The organism is Pseudomonas sp. AC112, assembly GCF_979253545.1.
The window spans coordinates 5,561,024-5,579,464 of record NZ_CEEDCM010000001.1 but is presented as its reverse complement, the minus strand read 5'-3'; the positions used below and the strand labels follow the sequence as shown (position 1 = coordinate 5,579,464).

Below are 18,441 nucleotides of genomic sequence, written 5' to 3'. Positions count from 1 at the left end.
GTGACCAAAATTTTGTAGAGGGCAAGCAATTGACACGCCGAGCTTCATTGGCGACAGACGAGCGCCCCGACTAGCTTTGAATCGCCCCGGATTCTCTAGAGCTTGACAACCAAAGCAGATTTGATCTGATTCCCACCATCTTGGGCGAGCAGGACTCAACGCGGCCGAATCGAGTAGCCATCGATAGGCTTTCGTGGCATATAGCTACTACATTCAGGGAGGAATGGTTTTAGCCAGGCTGGCGCTGGGCAAACCCTCTCCCTGCCACGGGATCAGGATGGGAGCAGCGCTGTGTACCTTTCGGCTTTGAAAATCAAAAATTTCCGCCAGTTCGGCCATGACAATCATGCGTTGAACATCCAATTTAATGAAGGCGTGACTGCTCTCGTAGGTGAGAACGATGCGGGTAAAACTGCCGTCATCGATGCGATCCGGTACGTTTTGCAGACCCGGGATGCTGAGTACCTTCGATTGCAAATCGAGGACTTCCATATTGCCAGCGATGGCACTCAGGCGGAGACCATCACCCTAAGATGCACCCTGGAAGGCCTAAGCGTGGCGGAACTCGGCGCTTTCGCTGAGTACGTGACGTACACAGGTGGCGTGGGGCGACTGTACGTTCACTGGTCGGCTCGCCGCGTCGTTGCATCGGCCTCCACGCGCAAATGGGTCGATATCTCGGTTCGATCGGGTGAGAACGGGGAAGGCCCGGCTTTGGATGTGGGTGTACGCCAACTGTTAGCCACTGCATACCTGAAACCACTGCGGGACGCTGAGCGGGAAATGTCCCCTGGCCGCAATTCCAGGCTGTCCCAGGTATTGAGCAGTTTCCCTAATATTGATGCGGGCAACTCGTTCGATTCGGCGGCACTGCCGGTTCACCTCTCTGACGCAGAAGCTCTGAGCATTGCCGGCATGGGCGATCTCCTGCGCCACCTTGTGAACCGTCACGGTGCCATCGTCTCCGCTCAGAAGGAGATCAACGAAACTTACCTTCGCCCACTATCCCTCGCTGGCCAACCCCTCACGAGTAGCATCGGCTTTGGGGAAGCCGGGACTGATCCAGCCAAGCTCAAGCAGATCCTGGAGCGATTGGAACTGGGGCTTCTGGATTATGCCACTGGAAAGGCGCGAGGCATCTACGGGCTGGGATCAAACAACGTGTTGTTCATGGCCTGCGAATTACTGCTGCTCGGTAAGGAGCCCGACGGACTTCCGCTGCTCCTTATCGAAGAGCCAGAAGCCCACTTGCATCCACAACGTCAGCTCCAGTTGATGGAGTTTCTCGAAGCAGCGGCGAGACCTTCGGCAGGCTTGAGGCCGGTTCAGGTCATCCTCACCACCCATAGCCCCAACCTGAGCTCGAAAATACCGTTGCAGAATCTGGTGCTGATGCAACGGCAACAGGCCTTCTCGCTCGCACAGAGTCTAACCTGCCTGGCGCCTGATGATTATCGCTTCCTCAGCCGCTTCCTCGACGTCACCAAGGCAGGGCTGTTCTTCGCAAAGGGCTTGCTTGTCGTGGAAGGCGATGCGGAAGCAATCCTGCTGCCTTCGCTTGCTCGACGCTTGGGTAAGGATCTTACCAAGCACGGCGTATCGATCATCAATGTGGGCGGTGTAGGGCTGCGGCGCTACTCAAAAATCTTGCAACGCAAAGATCCTTCAAAAGGCGAGATCACCGTGCCTACGGCATGCATCACTGACATGGACGTGATGCCGGACTGCGCACCCGAGATTACGAGTCTGAAAGGGGTGAAGGGATCGGTCTGGCCAGACAAATCTGACCGGCGCTGGCGCGCCATGAAAGACTTTGGTAGCACACCGGCCGACCTTGAAAAAGGCCTCAAGGAGCATCGTGACAAGAAAACCGAGAGTGATGGGCAATGTGTGCGCACGTTCGTTGCCGACCACTGGACGCTCGAATACGACTTGGCGTTCCAAGGCCTTTCGAAGGAAGTCCATCATGCCGGATACCTGGCCATCAATGAGGAAAAAATCGATGAAAACAAGGAAACCAAGGACAGCCTGCTGAAAAAAGCAGACACGGCCTTCACTAAAATCCAGTCCACCCATACCACCGAGGAAGCTCGATGCTCCGCGATCTACAAGTTGTTTAAAAGGGCCTCCAAAGCGATCGCAGCACAGCACCTGATCGACCTGATTGACCAACGTTTCGAAGCTCGCACCCTGGATGCCATAACGCTGCGCGGGCTGCTGCCCACCTACGTTGTTCACGCGATCGAATATGCGACGGGGGGTTCAGCACTGGCCACGACCTCCAGTTCGGCTCACATCGTGACCGTGCCCACTGCACCGAATTCAGGATCGGCTGACCCGGTGGAGGAGGTCGCCAAATGACACTCAACCAACTGGTTGCCCCCATCACTGACGCCGATGTGGACTGGGTCATGGATCTGATGGGGCTTGAGGCGCTAGACGAGCCTCGTCGAGATTTTCTGAAGTCGATGGATACCGTTGATGTTGCGGCCTGTCCCGGGAGCGGTAAAACGACCTTGGTAGTGGCGAAGCTGGCGATTCTGGCACGCCATTGGAAGAGTCGTATGCAAGGAATCTGCGTGCTATCGCATACCAACGCGGCTCGAGAAGAGATTGAGAAACGGTTAGGCGGCACCGAGGTGGGGCAACGGCTGCTGCGTTTTCCTCACTACATCGACACCATCCATGGTTTCACCGGCAGATTCCTGGCCTCGCCATGGTTACGCTCGAAAGGGATTGCGTTGCAGGCCATTGACGATGAGGCCACGCATAAAGCACGTCGAAGGGAGCTGACGTACCGCGAGCACTTAGGTGCACAAGCCGCCTTCGAGAAGAAATTCAAAAGTATTCACAGCTTGCGGATCAGGTCTGCTGATTTCGACCACCCCCTCGGCGCTGAAGATATTGGTTTTGCCCCACACACGGCCACCTACAAGAGTTTGGTGAAATCGCTCAGTGGCGCAGCCAAGGCTGGCTACTTCTGCTTCGATGAGGTGTTCGTGCTGGGCCACGCCTTACTCGATCAGGAGGCGGGCGTGGGCGCTGCATTACGCGTGCGCTTCCCTTGCGTCTTGATCGATGAAATGCAGGACACCCAACCTGATCAAGCGGGCGTGCTTCAGCGTGTCTTTCCCCACGATGACCCAGACGTCCGAGTCATTCGCGTCGGCGATCCAAACCAGGAAATCTTCGAGAAGAAGACGCCACTGCAGGATCCGTTCCCTGATCCGGGCCGTCAGCTAGAGATCGCCAGCAGCTTCCGCTTTGATCAGGCCATTGCATCGATCGCCAACCCCTTTGCGTATGTCCCCATCACAAATGGTTTAGTAGGATTAAGGGCGCCGTGTACGCCAGACAGTGTCCCCAACACGATCATCGTCTTCCCTGACGAAGATGCGACCCGGGTATTGGATGAGTTCGCAAAACTGGTGCTTAAGCATCTGCCGACGGAATCCCGCAAAGCGGGTGTGTTTGCTGTCGGTGCGGTACACCGGCTTGAGAACTTCAAAGAGAACCAGTACCCAAAAGCCTTGGAGCATTACTGGCCATCCTATCGGTCTGATACGACCAAGACATCGTTCAAGCCTCGCACGTTCGCCGAAGGTGCACACATTGCTCGGCGTTATGCGATGCGAGAGCCTACAGCCGCTTCAGCCGTTGAGCTGCTGGCTTACTGCCTGGCCAATCTGAGCGTATTGGCGTTTCCTAATAGCCCGGTGCAACTGAGAGGCCGACACCACGCTTCAGTCGAAGAGATACTCACAACCAAACCTGAAGCGTTCGCTCAATACCGCGAGTGCATCCAGCAAATTCTGTTCGTGCCATCGGAGGTCACCGAGCATGATTGGATCAAGGTCATTTCACCCAAGCTCTTGCTGCTGGCAGCTGTTCTTCATGATTTTGAGGGCGTAGCAGTTGATCTCCAAGCCTATCTGTACCTCGCTTGGGAGCCTGCACCCGCAGCCACTGAAGCCGGAGAAAGCGGCGGATCACTGATAAACACTTACCGATTCCAGGAGGGCGCCGACGGCGTCGATATCCGGATGTCATCCATTCATTCGGAAAAGGGCAAAACCCATTCTGCGACGCTAATTCTGGAAACCTTCAGGAAGACCCACTTCATTCAAAAGCTCATGCCGTGGCTTGAGGGCCAAAAGGCCGCTGCCAAGAGGCCACCGGACAGTGCTAAGAAAGACATGATGCTGATGTACGTGGGGATGACTCGGCCGACTCACATGCTGTGCCTGGCCATACGTCAGAGTACCTTGGGGGAGGGCGCCACTGGAGAGAAGCGCAGGGCGGCGCTCAAAACAGCCGGATGGTCGATTTTGGAACTGACAGCTCTGGCTCCAGTGCCATAGCTACTCCGTTGCTCCCGTTACGCGAGGGGCAAAAACGCCTTTCGCTATGAATGACTGAGAGCGGGCCGGATCAAATAGAGAAATTTATTAACCCCTGAGTCGCGATTGCCCTTCCAATACAAACGGAAGGGCAATCGGGGGATCAGTCAGGCGTTGCCGCCAACCACTCTCACGAATTCATCCTTGGCATCCTTGTCGAACAGAAATACCCCATGCTTGTGGTGCTCAGTGAGATTGGGGCCGAGTGAACCAAATTACCTGATGATCCCGGCAGAAGGTATTGCGCGCACCTACATCCTCGTAATATTTATCCTCGTTGGTCATCTTGTAGATCAGGCTTAGCCTCTCGGATGACCGCACTTGCGCGATTTCACTCAGTTCATCTGTAGTGGTCAACTAATCCCGGACACGACTGAAAGGGATCGGTTGAACATGATAATCCAATTGCTCAAAAAAACTATGGCATATTGCCACTAATTGCTCGACTATGAAGCGCTCTCTTAACGTGACTATTCCTTACGCGGTGCAACTGTCTGAGTCGGAGATACAGTTTGTGGTTGTACTGAATAGGGTGCGAGGGAGGGAGGGGGAGTTGGTACCTCGTTTCTCAGGAAAGCAGCAGAAATTGCAGCACCTGAACTGACGAGTGCAGCGACCACTGGTACCCAGACTTTCCACCGTTCGGCCCGCGAGGCCTCCTTGTCGTGCAGTTCGACCGCAATTTCGATCAGTTTGTTAACCACAGATGGATGAAGGGGTTCCCTGATCCGCTTCTTGTTTTCTGGTGAATACACAAGAACATAACGTGATACCAGAGACACTCGATCGACGCCGGGCTCTTTTAAACGTACTCTAAAGAGTTCCGGATGATTCTTCGCTACATCAATCCAAGATGTTGCTGAGACTGGAGCGTAGCAGAGCTCTTTTCTAAGTCCCTCTTCACTTCGACTAGTGTTGCGGTGATACGCGAGCACCTGGATGAGTGCAATAACCTCACCTAATCGCCCGCGTTTCAAATACGATGAAAGCTTCCGGCTCATGGTTGTCCCTAAATTACGATGCGTCGTTATATCCCGAAGAATACTATTCGGCCAGGTGCGTCAGAAAAAGCTCCAACTTTCGCAGAAGCTCATCAAAGGTGATTATTTCAACATCCTTGTATGAACATCTAAAAGTCTCAAACGAACGTAGCAGCTTTGACGCGACGGGGAGGGTTCCGGCGATTACCACACAACGGGTATTGTCCGGCCGAGAGTCTGCAAGAGCCTCATCATCACGATGAATCCCCCACGCCGTCTGTAGCGAGTGGCGTTGATACAACACCTGACTGACTGCCCCGCTTAACTCTGAGTCTGGGGCATGAACTCCGCCGCCACGGCGGTACTCTCTTTTCTGTACCAGAGGCGTAGAGGGCCTTTTGATCTCGACAATTGACAGAACCTGACCGGCGCCTCGAAAAAGATAGTCACCTATTTGGGCTCCTGTCCCTCTGATTCCACTGGGCTGAGCATGAAACTGACCGCTTACCAAGTGAACGGGCCCACAAAACAACATCGTCAGTATAAAAATATTCTGATCGAAGAATTTCTGCCATATGTTCTCGCTTAGTTCTTGAGCAAGCATGTCGCGGTATGAGTCGATCATTTGCTGCAGCGAGACCCGCTCGATATCCGCATGCAGTGCCATCAAGGTAAGTGGGTGCTCAACGGCCAGCGCCGGAAGATCCTCTCGCACTTTTACCACCGCACGCCGGCGAACCTCAGCTGCGTCCATAGGACGGTGCGATGGACCAATGCGGTCGAGCCCTGAAGTGAAGTCCAACTCGTTCGTGTTTTCAGACTCCGTTTCTATTTCTGAATTGCTAGGAGCGGGAATCCCCGTCATAACCATCTGCTGTATGCGGGTTGGCGACTGATCACCAGCATGACTGACATGTATTCGATAAAGCCGGGCGCCGTGTAAAAAAGGAGCTAACTCCAACGCAAGAACACGATCACCCACTTGCCATTTGTGTGGTGTTGACTGCACGAACAAAGTGCACGTTTGACCTATCATCAACGTCCGCTCTACCGCCGCAGCTCGTGCCTGCGGAAGTCCCACACGAGTACAAATGGAATGAATATCCAAGGGTACATCTAGCGCGCCTTGACCTGCGGCCTCACATAAGGCGGCGCTGACATCGCAATGTGGGGTGAGTAAATTAAAGGCGTGGAGTAATTCAACTTTCATTGTGTTCGTTAGTCATCTCGAGAAAACCGCGGATGTGCTGTCCCTTGTGCGTCCCATCTTCGCGAGGTGGAGGACCACCCTTCAGTACGGCACGTGACAGTAGCTGATTTTGTGCAACGCACGACGTTTCCGGAATCATGATGCAGTCAGGACAGGCGCCTCCCGCTGCGTCGCAAAGCCGACCAGAGTTGCAGCGATGGATTGAGGCATCTAGGAAACGTCTTAGGAATAGATTGTTTTCGTTCCGCCACAACGATGACAAATTACCCAAGTCCATCGTGGTTCCGTTTCGATAGACTACAAATGCGAGATCGAGAGGAAAGATGTACTCCCCCATGGACCCTAGATCCAATCCTGACAGCTCAGCCACGTTTTTCATAAGTGCATGTGCGTAGGTGTGCAAGAGGGTGTACACGTAGCGGTACGTGGTGGCATCCCCTTCTTTGAGAAGGGAGAAGTAGCGACCAAAAGGTTCTGCCACCTCCAGCAGCTTTCCGCCCAGTTTGACGGGGCTGCTGCTGTCCCACTGGGGCAAATCTGAAACCCCGATGGCCTGTAACCATTTATAAACAACCTCGGGGTCGAGGCGCACATAGAGTGCTTCGTTAGCTTGGGTCATGACATAAATAGGGCGTTTGCCATTATTCAACGGCTCAAAGAGCTTCAATCGAACGGGGACATCCTTGTTGCGCTTGTTCAATATCGGAGTGGCGGAAACACGCGTATACCCATGGGTGAATCGGCACAGGTCAAATTCGCGGATTAAACCCAGATCTGCCATGCCAAGCTTTTTCATCAAGTGCTGGGTTTCGGCTTCCTGTTTGGCCTTAGCGTTCGCCCCTTTTGGCGCTAGGTCATCATCAAGATGGTTGAAGCGCACAAACTTAGCGCGCCCCCCGTCAGGCGGCGCGGAGAGTTTGCCTCTATTCAATGCCTCGTGCTCGACTGCCAGAACGAAGGGGTCGAAGCGGCTAGTGTATTCGCCGCGCGACGCAAGCTGCTGAGTTATGGCTAGAGGAAGATCGACTCGGGGAGGTATGAGTGGTGGGCTGCTGGTTGTCCATCTCGTGACCAGTTTTTTGAGCTCACTGTCCACTACCGCTTTAAGGGACCCATCTCCTGAAACTGCGCTTTCACGCATTAGACAAAGACTCTCGTACGTTTCCCATTCCCCGGTTTTACCGGCAGCCAGCAAAATGGCCTTCATTTCTGCTGGTGTGAGCTCAGCGCCACCAAATCTGAAGAGGGAACCTATGAAGGCGGCAAGTTGATCATCGTTCTGTGGCTCCAGCAGAGTGATCAACTGGTGCTCCGACTCTGGAAACAGAACAAACTGTTCCGACTGTGAATAGTATGCCGACGATGCTCTATACGAGATGGGTTCCATCCGTCGTTCGCCTAGACGGGAACTGGCTTGGTCGCGAAAAAGCTCTGTCGTAAATTTATCTTGCTGACGCCACTCATTTGCCCCTTTGTGCCCGCAAGAAGGTTTAGCACAGTAGAAGTGCCACTTACCGATTCGGGGCGAATCGGTGTTCAGTTTAAATTCATTACCTCCGCAAAGCTGGCATTCTTCACCGGAGAGTCTTGGCGTGTTGTTACGATCATCCCACTCCCAACGACCCGGAGTGACTGGCATCCACTCACCCGACCAATGTACGAAAACCACATCGACCTGCCGCCATTGGCAAGGCCCCTTGGCGTCCACTGATGTACACCGATTGTTTCGCAGTTGGTCCATGTTCTTGGCCATATCGCGAACGGATGTAAAACGTTTAAAAAGGCTGCATTTATTGCAAACGAAGGTCAGAGGTGCCGGTGCGTATTTCATCCGCAGCGGGCTCAAGAATGCCAAGCGATCGGCGCCCAGAGGCGACACAACGCCTCGATTAAGAATCGCTTCTTCGAGACATTGTTGTGGAACGACCGGACGGTCGGCAGTTCCCGCGGCAGACGCCCTTAAGAACCAGCTCTGCCAGATTTCATGCAGCCTCAAAATGATTTGCGATTTCGTGACGCTTTGAATAGGTGCATCATCAGTCGTTGCCGTAAGGTCCGGGATTGAAATACACGAACCCAGTCCACCTTCAAATGTGAAGAACGCGCCAGGGGCATACGCTGATCCAAGTTGACCACGAGATCGTGACATTGTCGGAGCAGTGAGTGTCCTGTCATCGTCATCAGCAGCAAGAAAGCCTTTACGAGTACCCATCTCAATCTCCCGTCCGCGCATCGTCTGCGCTGTCGTTATTTGCTACTCCGTGGCGTACGAAATCCATTACCGCCAAGACCTCATTGGAGAGTTGTACCTTGCCTTCGCTATCGCAATACGAGGCTTGAATGATGCCAGCCTGATCCACGTCGCGTAGCGATGTCATAGGTTTGGAGATCACTTCCGTTTGACTTTTGAAATAACCGTCCAGGAAACCGCTGCCCCACATATGGCTGCTCCAAACATTGACTAGTAGATCGCGAGTCCTCCGGTCAATACGTGCTCGGTAATATTCCTCTCCTTCGGGAGCGAAGGCGCCACGCAACCCCACAGCGAGCTCAATGAAATCGTTGATTTCATTGATAAATGCTTCTCCGCGGAACCTGTATTCTTTACGAATGTTGGGAATAACACTGAAATCCGATGTTTTGGCTTTCTGATCTTCTGGTAGCTGAATCAACTCGCGACTTGGCACCACACCAACCAAATAAGCCTGAAGCAGGCTGGTGAATACACGCTCGATTGCGCGTTCTGCCCATCGGTCGATAGCCGCGGGCTGCACCATACGTTCAAGGAAGCGGTGGAAGATGTCGAACACATGAACTATGTGCCGATCACGACGACGCTGTGGCGTGGGTATCAAGACAACGAACCCAATGTGAGCACGACCCACGCGCGAGGACGCTTGAATGTACTCGGCAATGTCCGAAGGCATGCCTGCAAAAAACATAGAGTTGAACTCGTCGACGTCGACGCCGTGTGAAATGGCTGATGTCGCGATGACTGAGCGCAACTGATCTTGTAGCGGCGGAAAAGGATGCCCTGGATTTACGCGAAGTTGGGCAGTATCCACGACATTTTGAATTTCCCCTTGCTCCACCGAACCGGTGATCAGTCGAGTATCAAGCCCCCTCAGATCCATACCTTCATTGAGGTGTCGCTTGCGGGTTTCCTCCGCCTCCGCAGCCATAATCTGATCACCACCTTTTTTATTGGTGACGTAAGTCAAGGCTATGCGATGCAGGTCAATGAGAGTGGCCAGTTTTGATGCGCAGGCCTGACCTAATGCGTCCTTGTGCAGCGCCTCGAGAGCGCCTCGGGAGACGTGCTCCACGAGCAATTGGCGTGCAGATTGGAAAACTTCTGCGTCATTGCTCGTCAGGTCGTTGAACAGGCGGGTGACGTTGAAATGAAAGCTCGATAAAACCGCAACACTTGTCGTCGTATGCGGCTTTCCGTTGGTCATGAAGGCTGTGTAAACACGGGCTTGGCTGCTCGCCACTTCGATGTCCGGATGCGCTTGACGCTCTACATCCTCCGCTGGAGCGGGTACCGAATAAAATGATTCGTAAAGGGTTGGGCCCGGCTCGGGAAACTGTGTTGCCGGAATCGAGCGTTGGTACAAGTGCTCCAGCTGCCTCTCAGGAGCAGAGACGGTAGCGGACGCGGCGATCACCTTAGCCCGGCGCCTACGCCCTTGTTTATCTGTTGCGACCAAGCCGCTGAGTGGCTTGGACAGGTATTCAAAGACGGCATCGAGTGTGGATTCGAAGAGACCGGCGAAGGTGCCCAGCGATTCATCGAGTAGGTGTGCCTCGTCCTGGATGATAAGGCTGGGGAATGGATCGTGAAAAATGCGTTTTCCAGCCGAATAAGCAGGGTATATCCCCTCCATGCCTTTTGCGTCAGGCCCCGCAGCTAGCTCACGAGGTTCAGGAACGTACAACCGCCCGCTGACCGGATTGATCCAAGGCGCCGCTCCGAACATCGCGTAGATCCGCCGAATGGTTCGAGCTGAATGGCCAATGAGGGCCAGCTTATCGACGGTACCCAAAAGCACGGACGGTGCTAAATCGTAAATGTCTTCATCGACAATGTAGAACGGAAGGGGCCGCCAGTTACCACCGTTTGAATCGCATTGGATATCGGTGCATACGTGGCCCAGTATTTGGTCCCTGTTATCAACAAATAGCCGCAAAGCTGTTTCGCAATTACAGAAAGGGCATTTGGGCAGCTTGCGCCAGGCACGCATGGCAGTGTGATATTTGGCGTCGTTTTTCCGAAGGGCTCGCTCAGCCGCTAGGAATGGAGGTGCAGACGAAATGTTTGGGATGCTCTTCACCCCCTTAGTATTGTGACGGTTAGGAGAGCCGCCGCTGCCGACCCAGAATCCTATGGACAATTGGTTACCACCGTAGCCATGACGATTTCGGACACGCTCAGCATGTGCCAGTACTCGTGCGCACCGCTGGGCCTGTTGGATTGTTAGCAATCGCAACGGGTAGCGAATGAGCGCAGTGACCCCTAACTGCTTACCACGAAGCCGATCAAGCATAAGGTTAAAGGTCAGCAGCCCGAAAAAAGCTTCAGATTTGCCGCCGCCGGTCGCGAAGTAAAGGAGGGTGACAGCGTCGTCTCTGGCTTCGTTGTAGAGGTGCGAATACTCCGGAATTCGCGAGGCCAAAGCAGGAACATTCGCAATGATGAAAGCAAGCTGAAACAAGCGCCACTCATTGTCGTCCTGGCCAAAACGGGCCTGCATGAAGTTCGCCATTGTCTCGTTAGTGGCTAGCCAAGCTTCATAAACAATTGCTTTTGGGTCAGTCTGCGGGCCTCGCTCGCGCCAAGCCGCACGAGATTCCCTCAAGCAATTCAGGCCGGCAGCGATAGTCGCCATCTCTGTGGTCCATTTTCGGATGTCGTGGCGAAACGCCTCTTCCTCGCGTGCAATTCCGGCTACGTCGGAAGCGGATAGGCCATCGGCAGGCGACACTTGCTCGGGTAAATTGTTAAGCCATGTTTGCATGGCTGGCACCAGCGCCTCCAACCCATCAAGTCCATCTGGTTGGGCCAAGGCACGTATTTTTCGCACGACACCAGCAGCGCTCGTGGGAGTGATTCGCGGCTGGATGTAACGAGGCGTCCACGTAGTCTCTAGAGTCCGAATCGCAGGGTCGGATTGTAGTTGCACAACTCCGCAGTTGTGCCCCATGGCTGGATGTGTCAGGTACTTGTTATAGCGATAGGAAGGGTCAATTCGCTCGAGTTTCAACGGATGGTGAAGCGCAGCCGGAAGCTGTATTTGTAGAGAAACGAGGAAGATAGCTTCGTCCGTCTCGTCTACATGCTGAGTCGGCATACTGCTGACGTTTTCAATTGCGAGAAAGAAATTTCGTTTGGAAGGATCGAGCCAGTCTGTATGCAGCTCGAGATCCCAATCTAAGTGAATCTGCGGCAATGTTATTGGTAGCTGAGACGTGCGCGCACTCTGGAGAAATTCCGCCCAATTCGAGTATTGACTGGCGGGTATGCTCAACTGGTGCCGGTACCCCCACGCCTTACCACCAGAGTCCAGATCATCGCTTTCAGCCCAATCCTGCAGCCGCTTGTTCACGGCCTCATTCATACGCAAGGACTGGTTGTCGATGTCTTGCTGAAGAGCTTCAATGGATTTCGCGGTATCGAGTTCCAGTGGTGGTAGCTCCACATCCAATCGCAACCATTTGTGTGGGACCGCCAATGGCTCGAAGTGCTCGTCTTTGATAGGAAGAGCCTCGCTTGAGTTGACGAGCGCTCCCTCCCTCGTGCTATCACTGAGTTCTTCCATTTCAGCTGAAGAAAAATCCTCGGCTTCGGCCGAATCGTGAGAAAAATCCGAGGTCAGCAGATCTCTCGGGATGCCTTTCGCTGCGTAGATTTCCTCAACAATCGTCGACCGGATTGCCGTCCACCCGGGATGCTTATATTTCGAGCTATAAGTGCCTTTGGCTTTCTCCCACGCTTCTTCCAGCCGACGGTTACGTTCAGCCCGAATCTCGTCAACCACAGCCCGGCGCAACATAAAGACAGGACGACAGTTTGGCCTTTTGAGATCCTCTTCACGGGGAAGCACGCGCACGTAGACACATAGCCTCGGGAATACCGTTATCACTGAAGACGCGAGGGCATTGAGTTGCATCTGGACCCCGTGCGACGAAATCCAGATAGGCGATGTCACTTCATCGTCACCGGATTGGTTGCGCTGGGGCAGCAAAAAACCAGAATTTAACAACGTTCTTGGACGAGCTCCGAAGAGATATTGCCCTGTGGAACCTTGGCCGCTGATTTGTGCATACGTCAGATTCAGAAGGCTATCGACGACCGCCTCCTTGAGGGTAGAGGAGATCTTTGCCGGATCGTCACGAAGCGTGGGTTGGCTCATTGCAGCGTTTCCTTAGAAAGTCCGACAAACTCGACGGAGGCAATGCTTTCACGCGCCTTGTCGAAAAGCTGATTCAAAGTCGTTCGCTTGATACTCGAGTTGGCCATAACGGATTCGGGCTGCAGGAGCATGTACGCATAGATGTCGGCGACATGGCGACCATCTAGCCGACGCGAGTTACGTACAGCCGTGATGACGCGCTGCCACTGGTAAGCAGCTTCCAACGGAGACAGTCCGAGCACCGTTGCAAATGCCTTGAAAGTCTCCTCGCGCTGTGGCGCCTGTGGCCGAAGCTGCTCGAACGGGGTGTCGAGTGAGCGTCCTAAATCAATCCACTGGCGCATCGCCTGGGCCCCGGGAAGTTTGGTTTCCAGAAGAGGGTCAAGCTCAAGCATCTGCTCTCGTATTACGCGTACCTTGTCAGAAAGTGAGCCCTGCGCGAATCGCTTAGCGAGGCATTTCTGGATCTGCTCGTGATAACTTCTTAAGGCAGTTTCGAACGTCTTATCCGATTGAATAGGTACGCCCGCTTCACGGAGTACTTGCTCGACCATCTCGCGCAGCTCAGCTGACATGATAAAAACCTTATCACCCACCTCCAGGGAGCCGACTTGGCAAGTCCGAAAGCCTACATCTGCTGCCCGCGGCGAAGCCGGGTCGTAGACGTACATTTCCGATTTCTGATGGCGGAACAGCGTCACGTTGCTGTCAAGTCGGATAACCCAAGATTCGGTTCCATCACCATGCCCCTCAGAGGAAACATTGGATGACAACTCGACACGAAAGGTAGGTAGCACATAGTCGCTAGTGGAAAGGACAGAAGCGTCTTCCGGGAGATCTTTCAGTTTCCTCAAAATGGATTCCATCCGAGGTTTAAAAGATCTGAATTCGGGCATCAGCTCGACGATAGGCTTGAGCGTGGCCCGTAGAAACTGCCCGGCTCGCTGGGTTAGCAAAACCACCGTATGGGAAGGAACACGATCATCGGTCAGCAATAGACGAAGGCAGTCCTCGTTTAATCCAGCACAAACCAGTGTCGAGCCTTGCAGCTCATCAAGGCGTTCTTCGAGGTGAGCGGCACACAACAGTTGTACGCGCCCTTGAAAGGAGTCATATATCAGCCCATCGGGATACTGGTCGTACTCCGCGAGGAAGCGTTCGGCGAGGCGCAGATACAGCGCACTGGTAAACACGATGGCAACCTTACGCTTTGAGCTCTTTGCAGCGTTGGAAACAAGCTCTGCCAACTTATGCGCGAAAGGCGTTGCCTCGTGATAATTGCAGAATAGTTGTGAGCTACGCTGAAGACATTCAAAAAGGGCTGGCCCCTGGTCTCCAACGCCAACGGTACGCTCGAACTCCTGCACGTTACCCAGGTGGTTGAGCCAATCGAAAGCGGCGCGTGTCCGCTGCGACACTTCAATACTTGCCAGATAGTCGGACATATGCCTGACGCCGCAGGGGAGGGCTGCAAGACGAGAAAGGTACGACGCTGCGTCGATTAGTGGTTTGGCAGACTCTTTGCCCCCAGGTGCAGCATTGGCGATACGTACCAGCTTGTTAGCTGATTTGGCCGTATCCGCATCAACGATAAAAACATTGAGTTCCCGCGGAGCGGGATGCAGGGTTTCCTGAGCCAATGGCGCCAATAATCCCGCTCCACCGACAGTACTCGGAACACCCAAAATTTTGAATTCGTGGGGCGTGTGCCATTGACTTGAAGGGTTCCGCTTGCGGTTCTGCTCCCAGAGTTCCTCCTTGATTCTGAAAGCAGCATGGGGCTCATCAGTGATTACAATAACGCCAGGGGGGCGACCTTGAAATACGTCCTCCAGCATTATGCAGAAGCGCGCCAGTTGCTTTTTCCAGCTTTTGGCCTCCATACGAATTGCTCGGGTAGCCTGGACTAGAACGACCTCGGGTGAGCCAAACCGAGCCAGATCTCTGCAGGCGCGTCGAAGCTCGGTCTCTGACATCCGTCCATCAAGTGCAAAGAGGGCATCTGGTGCTGTACGCGGATCACCGATGACTGCGCAGTTCAATTTTAAAGCAGTCGCGAGTTTCCTTCTGAGTTTGGCTCGGATAAGCGCCAAAAGGTGCTCGTCGCAAGATTGCCAACGGTCAAAATCTGGCGTCGCCAAAAAGTGAGGCAGCAGCTCACCAACTGTCGGATTGAATGGGTCGTCTAGGTTTTGAGGAAAATTACTGTCGGATAGGGAAAAGTAAAAGGCGTCTTTGTCTCCCATGGAGCGAGTCACACTTGCGTTGGCGTCGGCGCTTACCTCAAGCAAGTTGTGAGCGATTCGAAGAATGCTTGTCCGATCGAAATGGACGTGATTCAGACCATAAAAGGCATTGCTCTTCACTGGAAAAAGCAAGCCGCGAACTCCTTGTTTGTCGCCCTGATGCCAGCGTACCAACGTAGCCAACGCGTGTACCAGAGGCAGGGTTTTGGGCGCCGCGGGCCATGCCATCACGATGTGTCGTGATCGGTGCTCGGCAGCATGCAGATAAAGATCTGCCAGCGCTAAAAGCGTTGAGGAGGGCGCGCTCGGCTGCAAGCTGCCATCTCGGTACATCGCGATGAGAGCTTCATGTGCACGAGGTACGATGCTAGGAGCGGGCGTTTCTACCGGGACGGTTTGAACCGTTTTACGCGCATGGGTCTTCAGTGCAGGTTTTGCATGGGCGAGAGGTTTTCGTGCCGCGAACAGCTGCGCAAGTTCCTCGCGCCGTCGCTGTTGCGCTTCCATTAAGTCGTTGAGCTTCTTCCGTGATGCCATGTGCCCTGCTTAAGTCGATTGATTTCAGCGTTTAGGCAGCATAAGCGAAAGGTCTACTGCTTTTCCAATGCCTTTCGAGCAGCATTTGCCATGTCTAAGCCTTGTTCGAGGTAGATCCTGAGCCGGCCAGGATCAGGCAGTCGGAGTTGGTTGAGCTCGAACACTGATACGTTGGTCGCTCCAGAGATACAGCGGAAGTACCGATCTACGGTCGGCGTCCCAAGCAACTGCACCAACTGAGCAGGTGTCAATGCAGGTTCAGGGGCTATCTGTTCAAGAATCACGGTGTGGTTTTCACCAACGAATCCGCCATAGGTCTCTATGAGCTGTGTCGGAACAGTTGCGGCAACTAATCGTCGCGGTTGCTCGTTGGATGTCACGCGTTGCAGTAAGACGCTGGGGCGGCGAATGATGGAACGATGGTCTTTTGCCCCCATATTTACAAAACAGCCTTCTTTGTTCGCTTTAGCCGCACCGTTAAAGCGCAAGGAACCGTTAGGTGCAATGTCGCTGGACCAAAGCAGCGGAACCACCGTGTCGCCACGCGCGCCGACAGCCGTTTTCGTCGAGGCGTAGGTTGTGCGTGTGTCGCGGTTCCACACAAACGCGCCGATACGGGGCGCATAACCGTAGTCCACTAAGCCAGCCTTCGATTTTGCTGCGCTTTTAAGCAGTGCGATGTCGCTCTCCAACCGGGGGATTGGCCACGCGGCCCCCATGTTGGGCAAGATGCATAGACCCACGTCAATGTAACTACCGTCTTTTGAAACTAACGACACCTTCGCTTCGGTGCTTGGCGCATGCCCTGTTTTTTCTCGCCGCGCTAACGTCAATGCGGTCTCCTGTTGGACATCCATAAAGACGCCAATACGGTCACCAACCATACCAATACCGAGCAACGTGGTTTGCGTCATCATGTAACTTCTCAGCCTGGAGAAGTTCTGACCAGACAAAAAGCTAGTCGGGGTGACCAGTGCGCAGATGCCACCCGTAGCGAGAAGTTTGATGCACAAGGCAATAAAGAGGGCATACAGATTCGGCTGGCCTTGAACAACGTCTTCAAACTCGTGGACGTACTGACTGACTTCCTCAGCGCGCATCTTTCTAAATGGAGGATTGCATACCACCACATCGAGCTTTTCCCACAGGTGCTTGGTTTGTAGAAGCGAGTCGCCCTGGTAGACCTGAAACACGGGGTAGGTGTCAGTCGCGACAACCTCGTCATGGAGCGCCATCAGCAGGAAGTGCTTTGACAATTCACATAAGGCGGCATCTTGGTCAAATCCCAAAATTCGCTCTTGAATGTGGCTCACTATCTGTTGGGCGCTTGCACCATGTCGGCGAAGCAAATCACGCATGCGCATAGCGATAGGTGCCAAAAACGCAGCGCCGCCACACGCGGGGTCACAAAAACTGCGATTGGAAAAATCGACGCCCTGGGCTGACAGGTCGTCAAGCAAACGCCTCGTTAGCGATGGCGGAGTAAAGAACATCGCCTGCTGCTTTCTGCGCTCGCTTCCCAACAGTTGCGCGTACGCCGAGGAGAACCAGTAGGTCGACTCGATGAAGTCAAGCTTGCTTACAAACGCCACGAACGCGCACACGGCAGGCTCGTTCAAGAGGAGGGTTGCTACGGGTAGACCGGACTGTGGCAATCCCGGAAAACAGTTACTGCACCATTTTGCTAATGCGCTGCCCAGGATCAAGTCCGGCTCTAGCTTCGCCTTTTGCATCACCACACGCATGTCGCGGACTAGGCTGTGAAAGTGAGTTTTAGTAGGGAGAGTCATAGGTGGCACAGGCCTGGTACGCATTTATAGCGCGGAGCGAACAACAATGTGTGAAGGGGCGGGCCGTACATCATTCCTCTCCTTGGAATAGGATAAGTAGCTTGCTTATCGAACAGTGGCATTTTGTCAGGTCATCTATCCCAGATCTACAGAACAAGCTTTATGAGTCAGCTTTGGATTCTTAAGCACTCTGAGTTTTAGAACCTTAGAGGAGCAATCAGCGTGCGCGAATTCTTCAAGAAGAGAGGAGCCGCACTTTTTGCTCAGAGGGAAAATTTCGGGGGGAGAATTCGTTGACGCCTTGATTCAGCCGGTTTTCTCATCACTTCTCTCAAGCGCTGAGCGGATCCTTCAAGCTCCGAGGGTGACGCGAGGCTAAGAGCAAGCATCAACGCATCGCGACGTTTCCGCTTCCCCTCTAAAATTTCACTGAGGCTGCTTTCTGACTGAATAGGTTGCTTCATGGTTGCGGATTCCGCCTTCAGTTCAGTTGGGATATTAGCACAAGCTAGTCGCCCCTTAGTCCTCAGATAACTCTTCGATTTCGGTTGATAGCTCCGCTCGGATACGGGAAAACAGCTTCTCAAGGGAAGTCGGCTGATCCTGAAGCAGATAACAGCCTACGAGTATGGTCAGCGGATGAACGTCCAATACCGATGCCAGTTCGTCTACCTTCTCAATCGTAGGGCTCTTCAGACCGCGCTCTAAGGTGCTGAGATAGGTCCGACTACTCACGTCGGAGAAATCTTCCTGGGAAAGCTTCCTCTCCGATCTCAGCTTTTTCAGGGCCGCACCAAATGCCTGTTTCAGTTCCATATTGCCGACCTCGCAAAAGGAACGATGAAGCCTTCGCGAGCTCTATAGG

The 18,441-nt window shown here is 53.7% G+C and carries 9 protein-coding genes; 2 read left to right on the top strand and 7 right to left on the bottom strand.

Annotation, left to right across the window (positions count from 1 at the left end; genetic code table 11):
• Positions 1-291: 291 nt before the first annotated feature.
• Together AC0IYN_RS26025 and AC0IYN_RS26020 are read left to right on the top strand one after the other, a co-directional pair.
• Positions 292-2,361 carry an ATP-dependent nuclease gene (locus AC0IYN_RS26025; protein ID WP_460154488.1) on the top strand — a complete coding sequence of 690 codons (2,070 nt, stop codon included), beginning with the start codon at positions 292-294 and terminating at the stop codon, positions 2,359-2,361.
• The gene (locus AC0IYN_RS26020) at positions 2,358-4,361 is read left to right on the top strand and encodes a UvrD-helicase domain-containing protein (protein ID WP_471843977.1); all 2,004 of its coding nucleotides are present in this window, start codon (positions 2,358-2,360) and stop codon (positions 4,359-4,361) included. Before AC0IYN_RS26025 ends, AC0IYN_RS26020 begins: the two co-directional genes overlap by 4 nt.
• Before the next feature lie 509 nt (positions 4,362-4,870).
• On the opposite strand, the gene AC0IYN_RS26015 is transcribed toward AC0IYN_RS26020, so the two are convergent.
• The 7 genes from AC0IYN_RS26015 to AC0IYN_RS25985 all read right to left on the bottom strand — a co-directional run bounded on the left by AC0IYN_RS26015 (position 4,871) and on the right by AC0IYN_RS25985 (position 18,392).
• Positions 4,871-5,401, bottom strand: a complete 531-nt coding sequence (locus tag AC0IYN_RS26015) for a hypothetical protein (RefSeq protein WP_471843975.1) — start codon at positions 5,399-5,401, stop codon at positions 4,871-4,873.
• A gap of 43 nt (positions 5,402-5,444) precedes the next feature.
• A complete protein-coding gene (locus AC0IYN_RS26010; RefSeq protein WP_471843973.1) occupies positions 5,445-6,590 on the bottom strand; it encodes a Shedu immune nuclease family protein in 1,146 nt (381 codons plus the stop codon).
• Entirely contained in the window at positions 6,580-8,802 is a 2,223-nt protein-coding gene (locus tag AC0IYN_RS26005; protein WP_330512574.1) for a hypothetical protein, read from the bottom strand. The genes AC0IYN_RS26010 and AC0IYN_RS26005 overlap by 11 nt, the downstream gene beginning before the upstream one ends.
• A 1-nt stretch (position 8,803) precedes the next feature.
• A complete protein-coding gene (locus AC0IYN_RS26000) occupies positions 8,804-13,003 on the bottom strand; it encodes a DEAD/DEAH box helicase (protein WP_471843970.1) in 4,200 nt (1,399 codons plus the stop codon).
• Complete coding sequence (locus tag AC0IYN_RS25995) at positions 13,000-15,786, bottom strand: hypothetical protein (RefSeq protein ID WP_471843968.1); 2,787 nt, start codon at positions 15,784-15,786, stop codon at positions 13,000-13,002. Before AC0IYN_RS25995 ends, AC0IYN_RS26000 begins: the two co-directional genes overlap by 4 nt.
• A gap of 53 nt (positions 15,787-15,839) precedes the next feature.
• On the bottom strand, positions 15,840-17,531 hold the full coding sequence (locus AC0IYN_RS25990) for an HsdM family class I SAM-dependent methyltransferase (RefSeq protein ID WP_198719733.1): 1,692 nt from the start codon (positions 17,529-17,531) through the stop codon (positions 15,840-15,842).
• 564 nt (positions 17,532-18,095) lie between these two features.
• The gene (locus tag AC0IYN_RS25985; RefSeq protein WP_471843965.1) at positions 18,096-18,392 is read right to left on the bottom strand and encodes a helix-turn-helix domain-containing protein; all 297 of its coding nucleotides are present in this window, start codon (positions 18,390-18,392) and stop codon (positions 18,096-18,098) included.
• Between the last annotated feature and the right edge of the window lie 49 nt (positions 18,393-18,441).

Coding starts and splice junctions, on each gene's coding strand:
- AC0IYN_RS26020 (WP_471843977.1), top strand. CDS start 2,358: ATGACACTCAACCAACTGGTTGCCCCCATCACTGACGCCGATGTGGAC.
- AC0IYN_RS26015 (WP_471843975.1), bottom strand. CDS start 5,401: ATGAGCCGGAAGCTTTCATCGTATTTGAAACGCGGGCGATTAGGTGAG.
- AC0IYN_RS26010 (WP_471843973.1), bottom strand. CDS start 6,590: ATGAAAGTTGAATTACTCCACGCCTTTAATTTACTCACCCCACATTGC.
- AC0IYN_RS26005 (WP_330512574.1), bottom strand. CDS start 8,802: ATGGGTACTCGTAAAGGCTTTCTTGCTGCTGATGACGATGACAGGACA.
- AC0IYN_RS26000 (WP_471843970.1), bottom strand. CDS start 13,003: ATGAGCCAACCCACGCTTCGTGACGATCCGGCAAAGATCTCCTCTACC.
- AC0IYN_RS25995 (WP_471843968.1), bottom strand. CDS start 15,786: ATGGCATCACGGAAGAAGCTCAACGACTTAATGGAAGCGCAACAGCGA.
- AC0IYN_RS25990 (WP_198719733.1), bottom strand. CDS start 17,531: ATGCGTGTGGTGATGCAAAAGGCGAAGCTAGAGCCGGACTTGATCCTG.
- AC0IYN_RS25985 (WP_471843965.1), bottom strand. CDS start 18,392: ATGGAACTGAAACAGGCATTTGGTGCGGCCCTGAAAAAGCTGAGATCG.